Below are 18892 nucleotides of genomic sequence, written 5' to 3'. Positions count from 1 at the left end.
GACAGCCTATTTACGAGATCATCGCCAGAAATCAAGGTCCCGGCGTTGAAAAAACGGTTTTTCCTGAAAGCCCATTGCTGTCACAGCAGATTTTATACCTGCGAGGCCTACTTTAGGAAAATCACATGTGATCACTGATTGCTCATCCGCGCAGTTTGCCAAACAGGCCGTCCAGCGTTTTGGCGCACTCGTTCAGACCATAGGGCGCGTTCACAACAAACATTCCCGATCCAACCATACCATGCCCTTCGCGTGCGGCCGGAAAGTGGACCTCGTCGTGTAGAACCTTAGGGAAATCCCGTTTTGTCAAAGCGTCGCGCATGGCCTGATGCCGCCCATTGGCCAGTATCGGATACCATAACGCGATCACACCCACGTTCCATTTCCGATTCAGCGAAGCCACGATGCCGGGCAGCCTGTCATAATCGGATTTGACCTCATAACTTGGATCAATCAGCAAAACGCCACGGCGCGGCGTTGGCGGCAGCAGGGACTGGGCCAGTTCAAAGCCATCCTGCTGATAGGTCCGGGCACCGGTCGTGATCATGGCGTCAGACAGCGCGCGGTATTCCTGCGGATGCAATTCAGCAAGGTGCATCTTGTCCTGCGGGCGCAAAAGATTCGCCGCGATCAGCGGCGACCCCGGATACGCCGTTTTGCCATGCCGATCATGCACAGCGGCGATGGCCCTGCTCAGGGGATGATCGGCGTCAAACCAGCCTTCGGTCAACGCACGTTCAATTCCCGCAGCTGCTTCACCGGTCTGAACGGCCTGATCCGAGTCCAACTGGTACAACCCCCGCCCCGAATGGGTTTCGATGTAGCTTAGCGGTTTGTCCTTTTGGGTCAGATAGGCCAGCGTTTCTGCCAAAATTGCGTGCTTATGGACGTCCGCAAGGTTACCTGCGTGGTAAATATGTTGATATGAGAGCATGATGCCTTCTAAAGTCCCTGCAATTAAGGCGGAAAGGTGCTGATTGTCGCGGAATCAGCCCTTTTACCGGGCGAGTTGGCACCCTATAAGTCATCCGTCCCGGAACCGTCGAGTCGCGGGCAGTAGAAAACTGACATACAGGATCAGGGAAAAATATGGGGATCTTTGGCAATCTGGGCGGCCTGTTCACAGCGGACATGGCTATCGACCTTGGTACAGCGAACACGCTGGTTTACGTCAAGGGTCGCGGTGTTATCCTGTCTGAACCCTCCGTGGTGGCGTATCACGTCAAGGACGGCGTAAAAAAGGTTCTGGCCGTTGGTGAAGACGCCAAACTGATGCTGGGCCGGACCCCCGGTTCGATCGAAGCCATACGCCCCATGCGCGAAGGCGTGATTGCCGACTTTGATACCGCCGAGGAAATGATCAAGCACTTCATCCGCAAAGTGCACAAGCGGTCTACCTTCTCGAAACCCAAAATCATTGTCTGCGTCCCTCATGGCGCGACACCCGTTGAAAAACGCGCGATCCGTCAGTCGGTCCTGTCCGCAGGCGCCCGCCGCGCCGGTCTGATTGCCGAACCTATTGCAGCCGCGATTGGTGCAGGTATGCCCATCACCGACCCGACCGGCAACATGGTCGTCGATATTGGTGGTGGTACAACCGAGGTGGCCGTTTTGTCGCTGGGTGACATCGTTTACGCGCGCTCGGTCCGCGTTGGCGGCGACCGGATGGACGAGGCCATCATCTCGTACCTGCGCCGTCAGCAGAACTTGCTGGTTGGTGAATCCACGGCCGAGCGGATCAAGACCACCATCGGCACTGCGCGCATGCCCGACGACGGCCGCGGCCAGTCGATGCACATTCGCGGACGCGACCTGCTGAATGGTGTGCCCAAGGAAATCGAGATCAGCCAGGCCCAGGTGGCCGAGGCGCTGTCTGAGCCTGTCCAGCAGATTTGCGAGGCGGTGATGACCGCTCTGGAAACCACCCCGCCTGATCTGGCGGCGGACATCGTGGACCGGGGCGTGATGCTGACCGGCGGTGGCGCGTTGCTGGGCGATCTCGACCTTGCCTTGCGCGAGCAGACTGGCCTGGCCGTGTCAATTGCCGACGAAAGCCTGAATTGTGTGGCTTTGGGCACCGGCAAGGCGCTGGAATACGAAAAACAACTGCGCCACGCGATTGACTACGAAAGCTAAGGCGCGCACCCTTTACCACATAGGGTAAATTCGGCACGAGCAGCACGGGAAGGAGTCCTGTGGCAAAAGACCGATCACAGCGCGATGAATACACAACCCCCTTGCGCCGCCTGCTGCTGGGGATTGTTGTGCTGTGTCTGCTGGGAATCTTTCTGATCTGGCGGATCGACAGCCCGCGCGTGGAACGGTTTCGCGCACAGGTCGTGGACAGTGTTGTGCCGTCGATGGAATGGGCTATGGTTCCTGTCACCGCCGCCGTCAATCTGGTGCGCGATTTCCAAAGTTATCAACGACTGAGCGATCAGAACCAAGAATTGCGCAGCGAATTGCGCATCATGCGCGCCTGGAAAGAGGCCGCGTTGCAGCTGGAGCAGGAAAATGCCCGGCTTCTGGACCTGAACAATGTACGTCTTGATCCGCGCCTGACCTATATCACCGGGGTGGTCATGGCCGATAGCGGCTCGCCCTTCCGCCAGTCGGTCCTCCTGAACGTGGGTGAGAGAGACGGGATCAGGGACGGCTGGGCCACCATGGACGGGATTGGCGTCGTCGGGCGTATCTCGGGCGTTGGCCCCGACACCGCGCGTGTTATCCTGATGACAGATGCTTCCAGCGCAATTCCGGCCACAATTCAACCGTCTGGCCAAACCGCCCTGATCACCGGCGACAACACGCAATCCCCATCGGTGGAGTTTCTGGAAAACCGCGAACTGGTACGCCCTGGCGACCGCGTTGTAACCTCGGGCGATGGTGGCGTGTTCCCCGGAGGGTTGCTGATCGGGCAGATCACCGAGGACCCCGGCGGGCGTTTGCGTGTGCGCCTGTCCGCTGATTTCGAACGGCTTGAATTCCTTCGCGTTCTACGCTTCCACTTGGCCCCGGTGATCTCGGATCCTGGCGGCATCGTGGGTCCACGGCAGCCCGAGGCCGCCCTGACCCCGCCGGAGGTCGGCGATGGATAGGCAAACCTCTCATCTTTGGCTTAAACGCAGTTTGTACGTGTTTCTGGCATTGCTGATCATGTTCCTGCATCTTCTGCCGTTGGACACGCAGCCGGATCGCTGGCCGTTTCCGGACATGCTTATTGCGTTAACGTTCGCCTGGGTACTTCGCCGACCGGAATATGTTCCCATTTTTCTGGTTGCTGCGGTGATGCTGATGGCCGATTTGCTGCTGCAACGGCCTCCGGGCCTGCTGGCAGCACTTGTGGTTTTGGGATCGTCGTATCTGCGCTCGGCCGCGCCCGGAATGCGCGACGCCGGGTTTATGGCTGAATGGACAACGGCCGCTGTGGTGATCGCGGGAATTTTCATATTGAACCGTGTCATTCTTGCTATTCTATCGGTACAGCAAGCAGCTTTGGGTCCTGTGGTGATACAAGTGGTTCTGACAATTGCGGTTTATCCTCTCGTCGTACTTCTCAGCCAGAATGTGCTTGGCGTTCGGCGCGTGTCAGTGTCGGACCCCGGCACAAGAGGGGCCAGGGCATGAAACAACGCAATCCCAAAGCGCAAGGATTGGCCTATAAACGCCTGCCGCGCCGCGCGTTGATCCTGGGTGGGTTGCAGACCGCGTTTATCGGCGGCCTGGCAGCGCGAATGCGCTTTATGCAAGTGGATCAGGCTGACGAGTACCGTCTGCTGGCTGAAGAAAACCGGATCAACATTCGTCTGATCCCGCCAACGCGCGGGCGCATCTATGACCGCAACGGCCAGATCATCGGACAAAACACGCAGTCCTATCGTATTGTTATGGTCCGCGAAGATGCGGGCGACGTCGACAAAGTCATCGCCAAACTTTCAGAGCTTATTCCGCTAACTCAGGAAGAGATCGACCGCGCCAAGACTGAGATGCGCCGCTCTGCCCCGTTCCTGCCAGTCACACTGGCCGATCAGGTCACGTGGGAGGATATCTCCAAGGTCGCTGTCAATGCGCCCGCCCTGCCCGGCGTTACGCCTGAGGTGGGCATGGCCCGTCAGTATCCCCGCTACGAGGATTTTGCTCATGTCGTTGGTTACGTCGGGCCGGTCAGTGACTATGATCTCAGCCTGATCGAAGATCCCGAACCGGTGCTGCGTATCCCCCGGTTCCAGATCGGCAAGGTCGGTCTGGAGTCCAAACAGGAAATCAGCCTGCGCGGAAAAGCTGGCGCAAAACGTGTCGAGGTCAACGCCACCGGTCGCATCATGCGCGAGCTTGACCGGCAAGAAGGCGAGGCCGGGGCCGATCTGCAATTGTCCGTTGATGCGGACCTGCAGCAATACGCCCAGGCGCGCCTGGCCGATGAAAGCGCGGCTGCAGTCGTCATCGACTGCGAAACCGGGGATATCCGGGCCATCAGTTCTGCACCCAGTTTCGACCCGAACCTATTCGTGCGCGGGATATCGGTCGCGGACTACCGGGCATTGACTGAAGATAACTACCGCCCGCTGGCCAACAAGACGGTTCAGGGCACCTACCCGCCGGGTTCGACCTTCAAGATGATCACTGCGCTTGCCGCACTTGAGGCCGGAGTTGTTGGCCCCGGCAACACCGTCTATTGCCCCGGCCACCTGAAGGTCGGTAGCCGCCGCTTCCACTGCTGGAAGCGCGGCGGGCATGGGACAGTGGATCTCAATTTGTCGCTAAAGCGCAGCTGCGACGTCTACTATTACGATGTCGCGGTGCGTACCGGCATCGACAAAATCTCTGAAATGGCGCGCAAGTTCGGACTGGGCGTCAAGCACGACATCCCGATGTCAGCTGTCGCTGCCGGTTTGGCCCCCAATCAGGAATGGAAAGAGCGGGTCCATGGTGAAGGCTGGCTGGTAGGCGACACGGCGAATGCCTCGATCGGCCAAGGGTTCATGCTGGCCTCGCCCCTACAGCTTGCGGTCATGACGGCAAGGATCGCCACAGGCCGGGCCGTGAAGCCGCGTTTGGTGCGGTCCGTCAATGGCGTCGAGGAACCGTCAGGAGCAGGTGAGCCGCTGGACGTCAATCCGTACAACCTGAATCAGGTGCGCAAAGCGATGTTCTCGGTCTCAAACGACAGGGCTGGCACCGCCTATCGCAGCCGCATCATCAATGATGAATTCCGCATGGCCGGTAAGACAGGGACCAGCCAGGTGCGCAACATCACCAAGGCCGAACGCGCGGCTGGCGTAATCCGCAACGAAGACCTGCCGTGGGAACGGCGCGACCACGCGCTGTTCGTCAGCTATGCGCCGTACGACAATCCGAAATACGCCGTGGCAGTGGTGGTGGAACACGGCGGTGGCGGATCCAAGGCAGCGGCCCCGGTCGCGCGGGATATCATGCTTCAGGCTCTGTACAACGGCACCCCGCCGCTCGAGGCTTATCCGGTTGCAGATCGTGACCGCATCAAGGAACAACAAAAACGGCTTGAGGGCGACCGCCGCCCCAAAGCGCGACCTGATGAAAAGGACCGCGCATGAGCTATCTTGAGTACGCCGTCAAATCCACGCCAACAGGGTTTCGCAAATTCCTCTATATGAACTGGCCGCTGACTTTGTTGCTGATCAGCGTCGCCAGCGCCGGATTCCTGATGCTGTATTCGGTCGCGGGCGGGTCCTGGATGCCCTGGGCCGAACCCCAGATTGAGCGGTTTGGACTGGGACTGACCGTTATGTTCATCATCGCGTTGGTACCGATCTGGTTCTGGCGCAACATGTCCGTTTTGGCCTATCTCGGCTCGATCGTTCTGCTGATATTTGTGGAACTCTTTGGCACCATCGGCATGGGTGCGCAGCGTTGGATCGACCTTGGTTTCATGAGGCTCCAGCCTTCCGAAGTCATGAAGATTGCGTTGGTCATGGTTCTGGCTGCCTACTACGATTGGTTGCCGTCTCATAAGACATCGCGACCGCTCTGGGTGCTTATACCGGTCATCCTGATCCTGATCCCTACGGCAATGGTCCTAAAACAACCCGATCTGGGCACCTCGATCCTGTTGTTGGCGGCGGGCGGGGGACTGATGTTCCTGGCTGGTGTGCACTGGGCTTATTTCGCCGCCGTTATCGCGGCGGTGGTCGGCCTAATTGCCACCGTGTTCAACAGCCGGGGCACCGAGTGGCAGTTGCTCAAGGATTACCAGTTCCGCCGAATAGATACCTTCCTTGATCCCTCCACCGATCCGCTGGGTGCAGGCTATCACATTACCCAGTCGAAAATCGCGCTGGGGTCAGGCGGCTGGAACGGGCGCGGGTTCATGCAAGGGACACAGTCGCGCCTGAACTTCCTGCCCGAAAAGCACACGGACTTCATCTTTACCACGCTGGCCGAGGAATTCGGGTTTGTCGGAGGCATCACTTTGCTGACCCTTTACGCCCTGATTATTATCTTTTGTATGGTCACGGCTTTGGCGACAAAGGACCGGTTCTCATCCCTGGTCACCTTGGGCGTTGCGCTCAACTTCTTCCTGTTCTTTGCGGTCAATATGTCCATGGTCATGGGCCTTGCGCCGGTTGTGGGCGTACCCCTGCCGATGGTCAGCTACGGCGGGTCCGCCATGCTGGTTCTGATGGCTGCCTTCGGCATTGTTCAAAGCGCGCATATTCACCGCCCCCGCTGAATTGAAAGGCCCATCATGCCCGTAAACGTCCTGTTTTCCGCGCGCCCAGAACAATGGCCCGTGTATGAACCTCTACTTACAAAAGGGCTGTCGCAGGCCAATCTGGACTTCCGTCTGGCAACTGAGTTTGAGCCTGACCAGGTCGACTACGTCGTTTATGCACCAACAAGCGGGTTGCTGGATTTTTCACCCTACACACGATTGAAGGCGGTTCTGAGCCTTTGGGCCGGTGTTGAAAAAATCGCGGGCAACGAAACGCTGACCGTGCCGTTGGCCAGGATGGTTGACCACGGGCTAAAGCACGGCATGACGGAATGGGTCGTCGGTCAGGTGCTGCGCTATCATCTGGGCATGGACCGCTACATCACGGTGCAGGACGGTGTCTGGACACCTGACGCCCCGCCGCTTGCCAGCGAGCGGGATGTGTGTGTGCTGGGCCTTGGTGCATTAGGAGAAGCCGCCGCAACGGCGCTGGCCGCGCTGAATTTCAAAGTCACGGGTTGGAGCAGAACCGCAAAGGACATCCCCGGCGTGACCTGCCTGCACGGCACTGACGGCTTGCGTACCGCTTTATCTAGTGCCGAGATCGTGGTTCTATTGTTGCCCGATACCCCGGCGACGGTGAATGCACTGAATGCGGACACTCTGGCCTTGCTGCCCAAGGGCGCGCGGATCATCAACCCCGGGCGCGGACCATTGATCGAGGACGATGCACTGCTGGCCGCGCTGGATTCGGGGCACGTTAGCCACGCCACGCTAGACGTGTTTCGCGTGGAACCCCTGCCGTCAGAGCACCCCTACTGGGCGCATCCCAACGTGACGGTCACGCCGCATATCGCGTCCGAAACCCGCCCGGCGACCGCAGCTCAGGTGATCTGTGAGAACATTATCCGAGGCGAGGAAGGAAAGCCCTTCCTGCACCTCGTTGACCGCCATCTGGGCTACTGATCCGGTCAGGCCGCAACTAGCCCACGGCCTTTCAACAGCGCTTCGACCCCTGGCAAACGTCCGCGGAACGCAAGATACAGGTCTTCGGCTTCGCGGGACCCGCCTGTGGATAAAATATTGTCCTCAAGGGCCTTTGCCCGTTCCGCATCAAAGGCTCCGCCAGCTTCTTCGAAGGCCGCGAATGCGTCTGCATCCATGACCTCGGACCACATGTAGCTGTAGTAGCCAGAACTATAGCCGTCGCCCGCGAAGACATGCGCAAAATGCGGTGTCGCATGGCGCATACTAATGGCTTTTGGCATTCCGATATCGGCCAGTACCTCGACCTGTTTTGCCATCGGGTCAGATGGTGCTGCGCCATCATGGAATGCGAGATCAACCAGTGCCGAGGCCACGTATTCCACGGTCTGGAACCCTTGATCGAAATTCGCCGCCTTCAATACCTTGTCCAGCATGTCTTGAGGCATCGGCTCACCGGTTTCAGCATGGGTCGCAAATTCCGCCAGGACCTCGGGTACCTCCAGCCAGTGTTCATAGAGCTGACTGGGAAGTTCTACGAAATCACGTGCAACGCTAGTACCCGAGATGCTTTCGTAGGTCACGTTGGACAACATCTGATGTAAGGCATGGCCAAACTCGTGGAACAGCGTGCGCGCATCGTCATACGACAGCAGCGCGGGGTCACCTTTGGCGAAATTGCAGACGTTGATTACGATTGGGGCCTGTTCCTTGGGGAACTTTGCCTGACCCCGCATGGCGCTGCACCATGCGCCCGAGCGCTTGGACCCACGCGCAAAGTAATCGCCAATGAAAACCGCAATATGCTGCCCGTCGCGCGTCACGTCCCAAGCCCTGCAATCAGGGTGATAAAGCGGCACGTCCAGCGGGGTGAACTCTAGCCCGAATAGCCTGTTGGCACAGGCAAAGGCAGCCTCGATCATGCGATCAAGCTGCAGGTAAGGTTTCAGCGCTGCCTCATCCAAATCATGTTCGGCCTTGCGACGTTTTTCGGCGTAGTAGCGCCAGTCCCAAGCCTCGAGCGGGCCATTCACGCCATCCTCCTGCATCATGGTGGTCAGGATTTCTGCATCCGCGTCCGCCCGCTTTTTTGCCGGTTCCCAAACCTGCATCAATAGATCGCTAACACGGTCTGGCGTTCGAGCCATTTCGGTTTCCAGCTTGTAGTCCGCGAAACTGGAATAGCCCAAAAGCTTGGCCCGCTCTTCGCGTAGGCTCAGGATCTCGGCCGCAATCTCGCGGTTGTCCGTTTCACCGCCATTGGCTCCGCGTGCTGTCCAGGCGCGGTACGCTTTCTCTCGCAGATCGCGGCGGGGTGAGAATTGCAAAAACGGAACGATCAGCGACCGGGATAGAGTGACGACAGGTCCATCAGCCCCCTTCTCATCCCCAGCGGCCCGCGCCGTATCCACAACGAATTCCGGTAACCCTTCCAAATCATCTTCGGACATGTCCATTGACCATTCCCGTTCGTCCGCCAGAAGATTTTGGGTGAACGAAGTCCCCAGCGAGGCAAGGCGCGACTTGATCTCCTGCATGCGGGTGTCATCGTCGCCATCCAATGCGGCACCTGCACGCACGAAACCACGATGCGTTAACATCAGAACGCGGGCTTGTTCGTCGGTCAGCTTCAACTGATCCTTGCGCGCCCACAGGTCCGCGACCCGCTGAAACAGTGCTTTGTTCGAAGAAATCCCTGAAAAATGCGCCGACAGTTTGGGCGAAAATGCACGCTGCAGCTCTTCCCGCGCCGGGTTGCTGTCAGCCCCAGCAACAGTAAAAAAGACAGACAAAACCTTGTCCATCTGCTCTCCGGCCGCTTCAAGTGCCTCGATTGTATTGGCAAAACTGGCCGGTTCGGGGTTGTTTGCAATCGCGTAGATCTGCGCGTTATGGGCTGCCATCGCCTGTTCCAAAGCAGGAGCGAAATCGTCATCCGAAATCCGGGCGAATGGCGCGATTTCAAATGGGGTGGTCCAGTCGGACAGGATCGGATTGGTCATGCGGATCTCCTTTGCTGGTCAAGCTAGGGAGGCGGGGTGGAATGGTCCAGAGGCCGTGCCTGCAATACATCGAAATTCTACTGCAATGCTGGCGCGACGATTGCCCTACGCGTCTTCTGCTCGGCAGATGGGGCAATCTGAGCGTCGGGTCAGTGTGATCTTGCGGCTTTCGCCATAAAGCGCGTCATAGATCAGCATTTCGGCGCGCAGCGCCTGCCCGGCGCCCGTGATTACTTTGATCGCCTCAACCGCCATCATCGAGCCCACCACGCCGGGCAACGGGCCAATGACACCGGCCTCGGCACAAGATGGGGCCAAGCCAGGAGCCGGGGCCTCGGGGAAGATACACTGATAACACGGGGCACCGTTGGCCGGGTCAAAGACGCTCAGTTGGCCTTCCCATTGTGACAGAGCACCCGAAATCAGCGGTTTACCCAGCGCCACCGCAGTGCGATTGGCCAAATAGCGTGTGTCGAAATTGTCGGTCCCGTCGAGGATCAGGTCAAAATCGTCGAACAGGTCCGCTGCGATTTCATCGGTCAGGCGGCGATGGTAAGGCAGGACAACGACGTTTGGGTTCTGGGCCTGCATGGCCTGCTGGGCCGAGAAAACTTTAGGCATCCCGATATCGGCGTCGCGATGGATCACCTGCCGCTGCAGATTGGCGTTTTCAACAATATCGTCGTCGATCACGCCGATGGTGCCCACCCCAGCCGCCGCAAGATACTGCAATGCAGGCGCACCAAGACCGCCCGCGCCGATCACCAGCACACGGGCCTGTTTCATCTTTTTCTGCCCCGGCCCGCCCAGTTCGCGCAGGACGATGTGGCGGGCATACCGCTCCAACTCGGTCTCAGAGAACTTGTCAGACTGCATCGCGGTTTCCTCGGCTGGCTGTGGCGCGGCACGGTTGCGCAGCGTTTTGAGCACCTTGCCATAGCTCAATACCAAAACCGCTGCGCCCCCCAGGATCAACCACAATGCCGCAGACCCGCCGGTTGCCTCGCGCAGCGGGTGCCCACCCGGCAACGTCACTTGGATAACAAGTACTCCGATCAGCAAAACGCTGACCGACACGGAGCGAGCAGTTCGGGACACCCCCGCTACGTACCCAATGCCCCATAGAGCACCGGCAAGGATCAGAACTAGAAGCATCAACCGCGTCCAGTCGAGCCAAAACCGCCTGCGCCGCGATCTGTGTCGCTGAGCACCTCAACGGGTTCAAACGCAGCCTGCACGACTGGGGCGACGACCAGTTGCGCGATGCGTTCACCATGCGCAATCTCAAAACTTTCCTGACCGGCGTTCAGCAGAATCACCCCCAGCGGGCCGCGATAGTCACTGTCGATCGTGCCGGGCGTATTAGGCAGGGTAATCCCGTGTTTCAGCGCAAGGCCAGACCGGGGTCGAACCTGCACCTCGTACCCGTTTGGGATCTCGATCCGTAACCCCGTGGGGACCAAGGCGCGTTGTCCCGCCGCCAGCGTGATAGGCGCGCCATCGGGCAGGTTTGCCCGGACGTCCGCCCCCGCCGCTCCGGTCGTTTCATAAGACGGCAAAGCGATGGCCGGATCAGCCCCGTCTTCGCGGATCACACGAATTGCTACCATCACTGCACCTCTTGTTCAGCTTGCCAAAGCGTCGGCGATCTTTTGCGCCAGACGTTGCGCCACGGCATCCTTGCCCATACGCGGCCATTCTTCAGCCCCATCGTCCGAGATCAGGGTAACCGCGTTTTCCGAGCCCCCCATGATGCCGGTCGCCGGGCTGACATCATTGGCGACGATCCAATCACAACCTTTTCGCGCACGTTTTGCGGTCGCGTGTTCAAGCACGTTGTCAGTTTCTGCGGCAAAGCCAACTACCAACGTCGGCCGCCCCGCATCCAGCCTGGACACGCGTTTGAGGATGTCCGGGTTCTCAGCAAACTCAAGCACCGGAAGACCATCGCGGCTTTTCTTAAGCTTCTTGTCCGAAGCAGCCGCCATGCGCCAATCCGCAACCGCAGCAGCAAACACACCCGCATCTACCGGCAGTGCAGCGTCGACCGCGTCAGACATCTGCTGCGCGGTTTCCACGCGGATCACCTGCACACCTTCGGGCGGCGAAACATCGGCAGGGCCGGTGACAAAAACCACATCAGCACCCAGCGCAGACAACGCCCGTGCCACCGCAGTGCCCTGCGCGCCCGAGGACCGGTTGGCGATGTAGCGCACAGGGTCGATCGGTTCATGTGTCGGGCCGGAGGTGACCAGAATGCGCTTGCCCTTCAGCGGACCGTTGCCGAGTTGCGCCTCGACCGCGGCCACAATCTCAAGAGGCTCCGACATTCGACCTGGGCCGTACTCTCCACAAGCCATGTCGCCTTCATTTGGGCCAACGAACCGGATGCCATCTGCCTGCAGTTGCTTGAGGTTGCGCTGTGTTGACGGATGGTCCCACATGCGAACGTTCATCGCCGGTGCGCACAAAACCGGGGTATCTGTCGCCATCAGCAGGGTCGAGGCCAGATCGTTGGCCAGCCCAGCCGTCATCTTTCCCATCATGTCCGCTGTTGCCGGTGCGACCACGATCAGATCGGCGGACCGCGATAGTTGGATATGGCCCATCTCGGCCTCGTCCGTCAGGTCAAATAGATCGCGATAAACCTTCTCTCCAGCCAGCGCCGAGACCGACAGCGGGGTTACGAACTCTTCTGCCGCGCCTGTTAGAACCGGTGTTACCGAAGCACCACGTTCTTTAAGCCGCCGGATCAGATCCAGCGACTTATAGGCCGCGATTCCAGCGCCGATGATTAGAAGAATGCGTTTCGATGCCAGCATATTGTGCCCTTCCCGTCCCGGTCGGCCCGACATTAGGCAAGGCCGACGGACAGTTCCAGCGGTTAATTCTGTGTCTCAAATGCCAGACAAGGGTCTTCACGTTCGTTGCCGGGGCTGTCGATCACAGCGTCGAACTCACCGTCGATGACGCCATCCTCGGACTGACCCAGTACGAAAACTTTCAAACCGGGGCGTAGTCGGGACAGAAAGGTTGGAATCCCTCTGTCCTTACGGGCATGACCATTGCCGGTGATCACTGCAACAGGTCCGCCCGTATCATCCGAAGCGCGCAAAATGGCCCTTGTCAGAACCGCATCCCGCAACCGTTGGATTGCGACCAGTTGCGGCAGCGCAGTCTCTGGTATTGCGTTGCAATGGGCAGCGAGTTGATCAGCCTCACGCTCGGCCTGCTCATCCTTCGGCAGTGGCACCGTCAATCCATAACGGGCAGCATCAGCACCCAGAGCCGTGGCGGCGCCACGTTCCATTGCCGCGCGGGCCGCCGCACGCGGAACCATGGCACCGTAAACCGGCGCGTCTGAGGCCTGAAAGACCGGGTAGTACATGCTAAGCGGCGGCCAACCGGATTCGAGCCACTTCAGAATTCTGGCAAGCTCTTCCGGATCGGAAATGGCCTTGTCCGCCAATCTCTGAGCACCTTCTTCAGTCACCATTTCCCAGACAACCGCCGAGGGATTGATGGCCTTCAACGCCTCGGCCTGAATGATGTGGTGCTGCGGGTTGTCGTGAATTTCGCCTAATATGACGACGTCCGCAGACGTCATCGCAGACACAACGTCGTCGGGTATCAACTCATCGGCATGGCCAGGGTTGGCCATAACCACCAGTACACAAAGCAGAATCGCAAGATGTTTCATGCGATGAAGTGTTGCACCTCACGCGATTGGGCTTCAAGGTTCTTGCGCATTTTCACAAAAGCCGCAGCCTCAAGCTGACGCACGCGCTCCTTGGACAAACTCAGTTCCTGACCAAGGCTTTCCAGCGTTCGGGCGGGTTCGCGCAACTTGCGTTCGCGGACAATGAACCTCTCGCGATCATTCAAAGCCTGCATTGCCGTCACCAGCCATTCACGCAATTGCTGGGTATCGTGACTGTTTTCGACCGCCTCCGCGGCTTGTTCGCGCTCATCTTCCAGCGCATCGATCCATTCCCGGCCGTCTTCATCTGCCGATTGAACGGCATTCAACGAGAAATCAGAGCCTGACAGGCGGCCTTCCATCATTTCAACGTCCCGCAGCGGCACGCCTATTTCGGCGGCGATCATCTGATGCAGCTGATGCCGGTCCAGATCCATGCCATCGGTTGCGGCCTCACGCTCTAGTCGGGCTTGCACACGTCGCATGTTAAAAAACAGTGATTTTTGCGAAGATGTGGATCCGGTCCGAACCATGGACCAGTTGCGCATCACATAGTCCTGAATGCTCGCCTTGATCCACCAGACCGCGTAGGTCGAAAACCGCACCCCCCGATCGGGATCAAACTTGTCGGCGGCCTTCATCAAGCCCAGACCTGCCTCTTGGATCAGGTCATTCATCGGCGCGCCATAGCGTTTGAACTTGGCCGCCATTGAAATAGCCAGGCGCATATAGGCTGTGATCAACCGGTGAAGGGCCTGTTCATCGCGGTCATCCCGCCACGCATATGCCAACTTCAATTCTGTTTCCGCATCCAGAAGTTCAGCTTTCATTGCCCTCCGGGACATCGAGAAGTCGTTCGCATTGTCCAGTGCCATTGAAATCTCCCCTTTTCACAGGCGCGGGCCGGGGTTGCTTTGCCGACCTATGAACGATACGCAAAACAAAACCGGGTGGATCACATGGAAGGTAATTATCGTGAGTCCGGATTTAACCTTTGTGTTGGGCGGCGCGGCCTCGGGCAAGTCGGCTTTTGCCGAACATCTTGTTGTTTCATCAGGAAAAAAGAGAGTTTACCTAGCGACATCACAAGTGTTTGATGATGAGATGCGAGGTAAGGTTCAGCGCCATATTTCCCAACGGGGCGAAGGCTGGAAGACGATCGAGGCACCGCTTGACCTTGGTCCGACATTGGCAGATTTGTCCCCGAACTCTGTTTGTCTGATCGACTGCGCCACCATGTGGCTGACCAATCACTTGCTTGCAGAAAACGATCTGGAGCAGGCGCAAAGCGCGCTCTTGCAGTCCCTACGCTTGTGTTCCTCACAGGTCGTCATCGTCTCGAACGAGGTTGGACACGGGATCGTCCCGGACAATGCGCTATCCCGTCGGTTCCGCGAGGCGCAGGGGCGGCTGAACATCGCGTTGGCCGCCGAGGCCGATCTGGTGGTGCAGGTAACGGCCGGATTGCCAATTGTAGTGAAGGGACAACTGGATTGACACGTCTGCATCTTGTGCGTCATGGCCCAACTCATGCCAAAACGATGGTCGGTTGGTCCGACCTTCCCGCCGATCTGAGCGATCGCGCAGCCGTTGCCCGCTTGCATGATCACCTACCCGCCAAGGCACTTGTTGTTTCCTCTGATCTGAGCCGGGCCGCAGATACCGCCTCAGCCATACAGGGCAGTCGCCAGCGATTACCGCATCGATCCGCGCTGCGCGAAATCAATTTCGGCACGTGGGAACTGCGTGCTTTCAAAGAGATCGAGGCCGAAGACCCCGAGCTTGCATTCGCATATTGGGATAGCCCCGGCGTCGTACGCCCCCCCAACGGGGAAAGCTGGAACGAGGTTCGCGGACGCGTCAACGCAGCCGTAGACGAACTAATCGCGCGCCACAGCGGGTGCGATATTGTGGTCGTGGCGCATTTTGGCGTGATCCTGACACAGGTCCAAAGGGCGCTGGACGTCGACGCGCAAGAGGCTTTCAGCCATCGCATCGACAACCTTTCGGTTACCGAAATCACGCATCACGGAAAACACTGGTCCGTTGGGCAGATCAATCATCTTCCGTGATGCAACCGCGCACAAATCACTGATTTACTGAACGGGTCGGCCACGCCATCCTTGCCGTATGACTTATGAATTGTTTATTGGAGACCGCCTGTTTTCCAGTTGGTCCATGCGCGGGTGGCTGATGCTTGAGAAGTTCGGTCTGCCCTATCGTTCCCATATGATCGGCCTTTATTCGGGGACCATGGCCGAGGATATGAAACCCCTCGCCCCTGCGCGCCTTGTCCCCGCCCTGCGATTGCCCGATGGCACCGTTGTTGGGGAAAGTCTGGCGATGGCGGAAACGCTGGCCGAGTTGCATCCGGAAGCCGGGTTGTGGCCCGAAGATCCTGCCGCGCGCGCCACCGCGCGATGGCTTTGCGCGGAAATGGTAGCTGGATTTGGCGCATTGCGCGGGCAGTGTCCGATGCAACTCAAACAGTGTTGGCAAGGGTTCGTTCCTTCGTCAGAGACGCGCACCGATCTGGCAAGGATCGAGACCTTGTGGGCTCGTGCCCGTGATGTGTCAGGCGCAAATACCGGTCCTTTGTTCGGTCGCTATTCGCTGGCTGACGTGTTCTACACACCAGTCGCAGCGCGGATCATCGGCTACGGCTTGCCCGTGTCTAATGCCAGTCGCGAATACTGTCTTGAGTTGCTGTCAGATGGACCCGTCCGCCAATGGCGTGCGATGGGACTGACGGTCGAATACGACCCGTTTCCCTACCCAATGGATCTGCAATCAAAACCTTGGCCAATCGGCGGCACGTCGCAGGCAAAGGCGGTGCATGGCACGACGTCAATCAATGACACCTGCCCCTATTCCGGCAAAGCCATTACTGCAGTTCTTGAACTCGACGGCCAACGCTGGGGGTTCTGTAATTCGTTCTGCCGTGACAAAACTGTCGCTGATCCCGGAGCCTGGCCGAAATTCACCGAAATGACCCGCGTTGTTAACGATTCTTAAACCGCGACCGTGGCAGCAACGACCTGTTAACCAAAAAGGTCATTCATGGTTGCCCGCGCCCATACTGTTGCTTTTCAAGGGGTTGATGCCCGCCCGGTCGAGGTGCAATGCGCCGTCTCGCCGGGATTGCCCGCCTTTTCCATCGTAGGATTGCCCGACAAAGCTGTGTCCGAAGCGCGGGACCGCGTCCGCAGCGCGTTAAGTTCCATGGCCATCGCATTGCCGTCGAAACGGATCACGATCAACCTGTCACCCGCCGACCTGCCCAAAGAAGGCAGCCATTTCGACCTTCCCATCGCGGTCGCGCTGCTATCTGCGTTAGAGATCATTCCTCGGGACGCCGCCGAAGGGTCGGTGTCGCTGGGCGAACTGTCTCTGGACGGCTCTCTGGTACCTGTTGTTGGCGCCTTGCCTGCCGCAATGACCGCTGCAGCAGAGGACCGCGCTTTGCTTTGCCCGCGCGCGTCAAGCGCCGAGGCTGCTTGGGTCGATGCGACGCAGGTCATCGGGGCTGGGTCTCTTGGGGACGTGGTGCGGCATTTCTCGGGCCAGTCCCCTCTGCCCGCCGCGCAACCCGGCGAAGTTACACTTGAGCCCAGCGCGAGGGATCTGCGCGACGTCAAAGGGCAAGAGCGCGCCAAACGCGCCTTGGAAATCGCCGCGGCCGGGCGACATCATCTGATCATGACCGGCACGCCCGGATCAGGGAAATCTATGCTGGCTGCTAGGCTGCCCGGAATTTTGCCGCCGCTCACGCCAGCAGAGGCCTTGGAAACCTCAATGATCCAATCTCTGTGCGGGCTCTTGGACGAAGGCGGAATCAGTCGCAGCCGCCCGTTTCGCGAACCTCATCACACGGCGTCCATGGCGGCGATCGCTGGTGGCGGCAGGGGGGCAAAGCCGGGCGAGATTTCGCTGGCCCACAACGGCGTTCTGTTCATGGACGAGTTCCCGGAATTTCCGCGCACGGTTCTGGAGACACTACGCCAGCCGATTGAAACTGGAGAGGTCATGGTCGCGCGTGCAAATGCCCATGTGAAATACCCCTGCCGGTTCATGTTGGTCGCGGCGGCCAACCCTTGCAAATGCGGCTACCTCACCGATCCCGGGCGCGCTTGTTCCCGCGCACCTGTTTGCGGAGAGGATTATCTGAGCCGAATCTCCGGGCCGCTGATGGACCGGTTTGATTTGCGGATTGAGGTGCCCCCGGTCAGTTTCACCGATCTGGACCTACCACCCTCGGGTGACGGTTCCGCCACCGTTGCCGCGCGCGTCGAACAAGCCCGGTCGATTCAGGCAGAGCGGTTTCGCGACACACCTTCCACCCGTCAGAACGCCGATGTCGAGGGTAAATTGCTGGATGAAATCGCTGCCCCGGATGCTGAAGGCAAAGACCTGTTGCTGAAGGCGGCCGAGCGATTTGGCTTGTCCGCCCGCGCCTTTCACCGAATCCTGCGTGTGGCGCGTACCATCGCTGATCTGGACGGGGCACCGGATGTCCGGCGCCCTCACATTGCCGAGGCGCTCAGCTTTCGTATCAGCGCCAAGGCCGCGTCTTAAAGCTTGGCCTCAATCGCCTGCCAGATCTTTTCAGCGACGTTCACGCCGTTAAACCGCTCAAGTTCCTGAATGCCGGTCGGCGAGGTTACGTTGATCTCTGTCAGGTAGTCGCCGATCACATCGATACCCACAAAGATCTGGCCTTTTTCTTTCAGCAACGGTCCAATCGCGGCACAAATTTCCAAATCGCGCTCAGACAGGCCGATTTTCTCAGGGCGACCGCCCACATGCATATTCGAACGCGTTTCGCCCGCGGCCGGTACGCGGTTGATCGCACCGACTGCGTCACCATCGACCAGAATCACACGCTTATCGCCATTGCTGACATCCGGCAGGAATTTCTGAACAATCAAAGGCTCACGCGAGAACCCGGTGAACAGCTCATGCAAAGAGGTCAGGTTGCGATCATTCGCATCCAGTCGGAAAACTCCTGCACCACCGTTTCCATAAAGCGGTTTGAGGATGACGTCGCCGTGCTTTTCCTTGAACGTCTTAATGGTCTGCAGGTCGCGCGCAATTGTTGTCGGTGGGGTCAATTCCGGGAAATCCAGAACCAGCAGTTTCTCGGGGTAGTTCCGTACCCAGAACGGATCATTCACAACCAACACTTGGCCCTTAAGACGGTCCAGCAGGTGGGTCGATGTGATATAATGCATGTCAAACGGCGGGTCCTGACGCAGCCAGATCACGTCGAACTCTGCCAGGTCCACTTCATGTTCCGGGCCAAGTTCAGCCGGATTGCCTGCCACGCGCTGAACTTTCATGTCCTGACCGCGTGCGGTGATCCGCCCCTCTTGATATGCCAGTTGATCCGGGCTGTAGAAAAACAGCGAGTGTCCGCGCGCCTGCGCCTCTTCGGCCAGACGGAATGAGCTGTCGGCATTGATATCCACGGCCCCGATCGGGTCCATCTGAAAGGCGATTCTCATGGCGTGTCCC

The 18892-nt window shown here is 58.9% G+C and carries 18 protein-coding genes; 10 read left to right on the top strand and 8 right to left on the bottom strand.

What is annotated here, in order from left to right; genetic code table 11:
• Positions 1 to 142 precede the first annotated feature (142 nt).
• Positions 143 to 934 (bottom strand): 23S rRNA (adenine(2030)-N(6))-methyltransferase RlmJ, encoded by a 792-nt coding sequence (locus AC2FFH_RS13315; RefSeq protein ID WP_496767441.1) that lies wholly within the window; start codon positions 932 to 934, stop codon positions 143 to 145.
• 155 nt (positions 935 to 1089) lie between these two features.
• Between AC2FFH_RS13315 and AC2FFH_RS13310 the strand changes: the two genes are divergently transcribed.
• From AC2FFH_RS13310 to AC2FFH_RS13285, 6 genes are read left to right on the top strand one after another with little or no spacing between them, the layout of a single operon-like run.
• Entirely contained in the window at positions 1090 to 2136 is a 1047-nt protein-coding gene (locus AC2FFH_RS13310) for a rod shape-determining protein (protein ID WP_039523195.1), read from the top strand.
• Between the two features lie 59 nt (positions 2137 to 2195).
• Positions 2196 to 3098, top strand: a complete 903-nt coding sequence (gene mreC, locus AC2FFH_RS13305; RefSeq protein WP_108860807.1) for a rod shape-determining protein MreC — start codon at positions 2196 to 2198, stop codon at positions 3096 to 3098.
• The gene (locus AC2FFH_RS13300) at positions 3091 to 3627 is read left to right on the top strand and encodes a rod shape-determining protein MreD (protein ID WP_496778884.1); all 537 of its coding nucleotides are present in this window, start codon (positions 3091 to 3093) and stop codon (positions 3625 to 3627) included. The genes mreC and AC2FFH_RS13300 overlap by 8 nt, the downstream gene beginning before the upstream one ends.
• Positions 3624 to 5573 carry a penicillin-binding protein 2 gene (gene mrdA / locus AC2FFH_RS13295; protein ID WP_496844568.1) on the top strand — a complete coding sequence of 650 codons (1950 nt, stop codon included), beginning with the start codon at positions 3624 to 3626 and terminating at the stop codon, positions 5571 to 5573. The genes AC2FFH_RS13300 and mrdA overlap by 4 nt, the downstream gene beginning before the upstream one ends.
• On the top strand, positions 5570 to 6709 hold the full coding sequence (rodA, locus tag AC2FFH_RS13290; RefSeq protein ID WP_058273483.1) for a rod shape-determining protein RodA: 1140 nt from the start codon (positions 5570 to 5572) through the stop codon (positions 6707 to 6709). Before mrdA ends, rodA begins: the two co-directional genes overlap by 4 nt.
• A gap of 15 nt (positions 6710 to 6724) precedes the next feature.
• On the top strand, positions 6725 to 7657 hold the full coding sequence (locus AC2FFH_RS13285) for a 2-hydroxyacid dehydrogenase (RefSeq protein ID WP_496844567.1): 933 nt from the start codon (positions 6725 to 6727) through the stop codon (positions 7655 to 7657).
• A 5-nt stretch (positions 7658 to 7662) separates the two neighbouring features.
• Here AC2FFH_RS13285 and AC2FFH_RS13280 read toward each other — a convergent pair whose 3' ends face one another.
• The 6 genes from AC2FFH_RS13280 to AC2FFH_RS13255 all read right to left on the bottom strand — a co-directional run bounded on the left by AC2FFH_RS13280 (position 7663) and on the right by AC2FFH_RS13255 (position 14253).
• Positions 7663 to 9678: a M3 family metallopeptidase gene (locus tag AC2FFH_RS13280; RefSeq protein WP_496844566.1), complete on the bottom strand. Its 2016-nt coding sequence runs from the start codon at positions 9676 to 9678 to the stop codon at positions 7663 to 7665.
• A gap of 105 nt (positions 9679 to 9783) precedes the next feature.
• Complete coding sequence (locus AC2FFH_RS13275) at positions 9784 to 10833, bottom strand: HesA/MoeB/ThiF family protein (protein WP_496767451.1); 1050 nt, start codon at positions 10831 to 10833, stop codon at positions 9784 to 9786.
• Positions 10833 to 11288 (bottom strand): dUTP diphosphatase, encoded by a 456-nt coding sequence (gene dut / locus AC2FFH_RS13270; protein WP_496767453.1) that lies wholly within the window; start codon positions 11286 to 11288, stop codon positions 10833 to 10835. Before dut ends, AC2FFH_RS13275 begins: the two co-directional genes overlap by 1 nt.
• Positions 11289 to 11303: 15 nt before the next feature.
• Entirely contained in the window at positions 11304 to 12500 is a 1197-nt protein-coding gene (gene coaBC, locus AC2FFH_RS13265) for a bifunctional phosphopantothenoylcysteine decarboxylase/phosphopantothenate--cysteine ligase CoaBC (protein WP_496767456.1), read from the bottom strand.
• Positions 12501 to 12562: 62 nt separating this feature from the next.
• On the bottom strand, positions 12563 to 13378 hold the full coding sequence (locus AC2FFH_RS13260) for a ChaN family lipoprotein (protein WP_496767459.1): 816 nt from the start codon (positions 13376 to 13378) through the stop codon (positions 12563 to 12565).
• On the bottom strand, positions 13375 to 14253 hold the full coding sequence (locus AC2FFH_RS13255; RefSeq protein WP_496738943.1) for an RNA polymerase factor sigma-32: 879 nt from the start codon (positions 14251 to 14253) through the stop codon (positions 13375 to 13377). Before AC2FFH_RS13255 ends, AC2FFH_RS13260 begins: the two co-directional genes overlap by 4 nt.
• Before the next feature lie 49 nt (positions 14254 to 14302).
• Between AC2FFH_RS13255 and cobU the strand changes: the two genes are divergently transcribed.
• The 4 genes from cobU to AC2FFH_RS13235 are packed head-to-tail and all read left to right on the top strand — an operon-like array spanning position 14303 to position 17953.
• On the top strand, positions 14303 to 14875 hold the full coding sequence (gene cobU, locus AC2FFH_RS13250; protein ID WP_496844564.1) for a bifunctional adenosylcobinamide kinase/adenosylcobinamide-phosphate guanylyltransferase: 573 nt from the start codon (positions 14303 to 14305) through the stop codon (positions 14873 to 14875).
• Entirely contained in the window at positions 14872 to 15450 is a 579-nt protein-coding gene (locus AC2FFH_RS13245; protein WP_496844563.1) for a histidine phosphatase family protein, read from the top strand. Before cobU ends, AC2FFH_RS13245 begins: the two co-directional genes overlap by 4 nt.
• A 58-nt stretch (positions 15451 to 15508) precedes the next feature.
• Positions 15509 to 16393: a glutathione S-transferase gene (locus AC2FFH_RS13240; RefSeq protein WP_496767462.1), complete on the top strand. Its 885-nt coding sequence runs from the start codon at positions 15509 to 15511 to the stop codon at positions 16391 to 16393.
• A gap of 45 nt (positions 16394 to 16438) precedes the next feature.
• Complete coding sequence (locus AC2FFH_RS13235; protein WP_496844562.1) at positions 16439 to 17953, top strand: YifB family Mg chelatase-like AAA ATPase; 1515 nt, start codon at positions 16439 to 16441, stop codon at positions 17951 to 17953.
• Here AC2FFH_RS13235 and gshB read toward each other — a convergent pair.
• Positions 17950 to 18882 (bottom strand): glutathione synthase, encoded by a 933-nt coding sequence (gene gshB / locus AC2FFH_RS13230; protein WP_496844561.1) that lies wholly within the window; start codon positions 18880 to 18882, stop codon positions 17950 to 17952. The genes AC2FFH_RS13235 and gshB overlap by 4 nt on opposite strands.
• Positions 18883 to 18892: the final 10 nt, after the last annotated feature.

It is taken from the genome of Ruegeria sp. YTSC003, from assembly GCF_059609785.1.
This window is presented reverse-complemented; position numbering and strand designations above follow the sequence as displayed.

Bases quoted from the DNA above. Each gene is read 5' to 3' on its own strand.
- AC2FFH_RS13315 (WP_496767441.1), bottom strand. From the start codon at position 934: ATGCTCTCATATCAACATATTTACCACGCAGGTAACCTTGCGGACGTC.
- AC2FFH_RS13310 (WP_039523195.1), top strand. From the start codon at position 1,090: ATGGGGATCTTTGGCAATCTGGGCGGCCTGTTCACAGCGGACATGGCT.
- AC2FFH_RS13300 (WP_496778884.1), top strand. From the start codon at position 3,091: ATGGATAGGCAAACCTCTCATCTTTGGCTTAAACGCAGTTTGTACGTG.
- mrdA (WP_496844568.1), top strand. From the start codon at position 3,624: ATGAAACAACGCAATCCCAAAGCGCAAGGATTGGCCTATAAACGCCTG.
- rodA (WP_058273483.1), top strand. From the start codon at position 5,570: ATGAGCTATCTTGAGTACGCCGTCAAATCCACGCCAACAGGGTTTCGC.
- AC2FFH_RS13285 (WP_496844567.1), top strand. From the start codon at position 6,725: ATGCCCGTAAACGTCCTGTTTTCCGCGCGCCCAGAACAATGGCCCGTG.
- AC2FFH_RS13280 (WP_496844566.1), bottom strand. From the start codon at position 9,678: ATGACCAATCCGATCCTGTCCGACTGGACCACCCCATTTGAAATCGCG.
- AC2FFH_RS13275 (WP_496767451.1), bottom strand. From the start codon at position 10,833: ATGCTTCTAGTTCTGATCCTTGCCGGTGCTCTATGGGGCATTGGGTAC.
- dut (WP_496767453.1), bottom strand. From the start codon at position 11,288: ATGGTAGCAATTCGTGTGATCCGCGAAGACGGGGCTGATCCGGCCATC.
- coaBC (WP_496767456.1), bottom strand. From the start codon at position 12,500: ATGCTGGCATCGAAACGCATTCTTCTAATCATCGGCGCTGGAATCGCG.
- AC2FFH_RS13260 (WP_496767459.1), bottom strand. From the start codon at position 13,378: ATGAAACATCTTGCGATTCTGCTTTGTGTACTGGTGGTTATGGCCAAC.
- AC2FFH_RS13255 (WP_496738943.1), bottom strand. From the start codon at position 14,253: ATGGCACTGGACAATGCGAACGACTTCTCGATGTCCCGGAGGGCAATG.
- cobU (WP_496844564.1), top strand. From the start codon at position 14,303: ATGAACGATACGCAAAACAAAACCGGGTGGATCACATGGAAGGTAATT.
- AC2FFH_RS13240 (WP_496767462.1), top strand. From the start codon at position 15,509: ATGACTTATGAATTGTTTATTGGAGACCGCCTGTTTTCCAGTTGGTCC.
- AC2FFH_RS13235 (WP_496844562.1), top strand. From the start codon at position 16,439: ATGGTTGCCCGCGCCCATACTGTTGCTTTTCAAGGGGTTGATGCCCGC.
- gshB (WP_496844561.1), bottom strand. From the start codon at position 18,882: ATGAGAATCGCCTTTCAGATGGACCCGATCGGGGCCGTGGATATCAAT.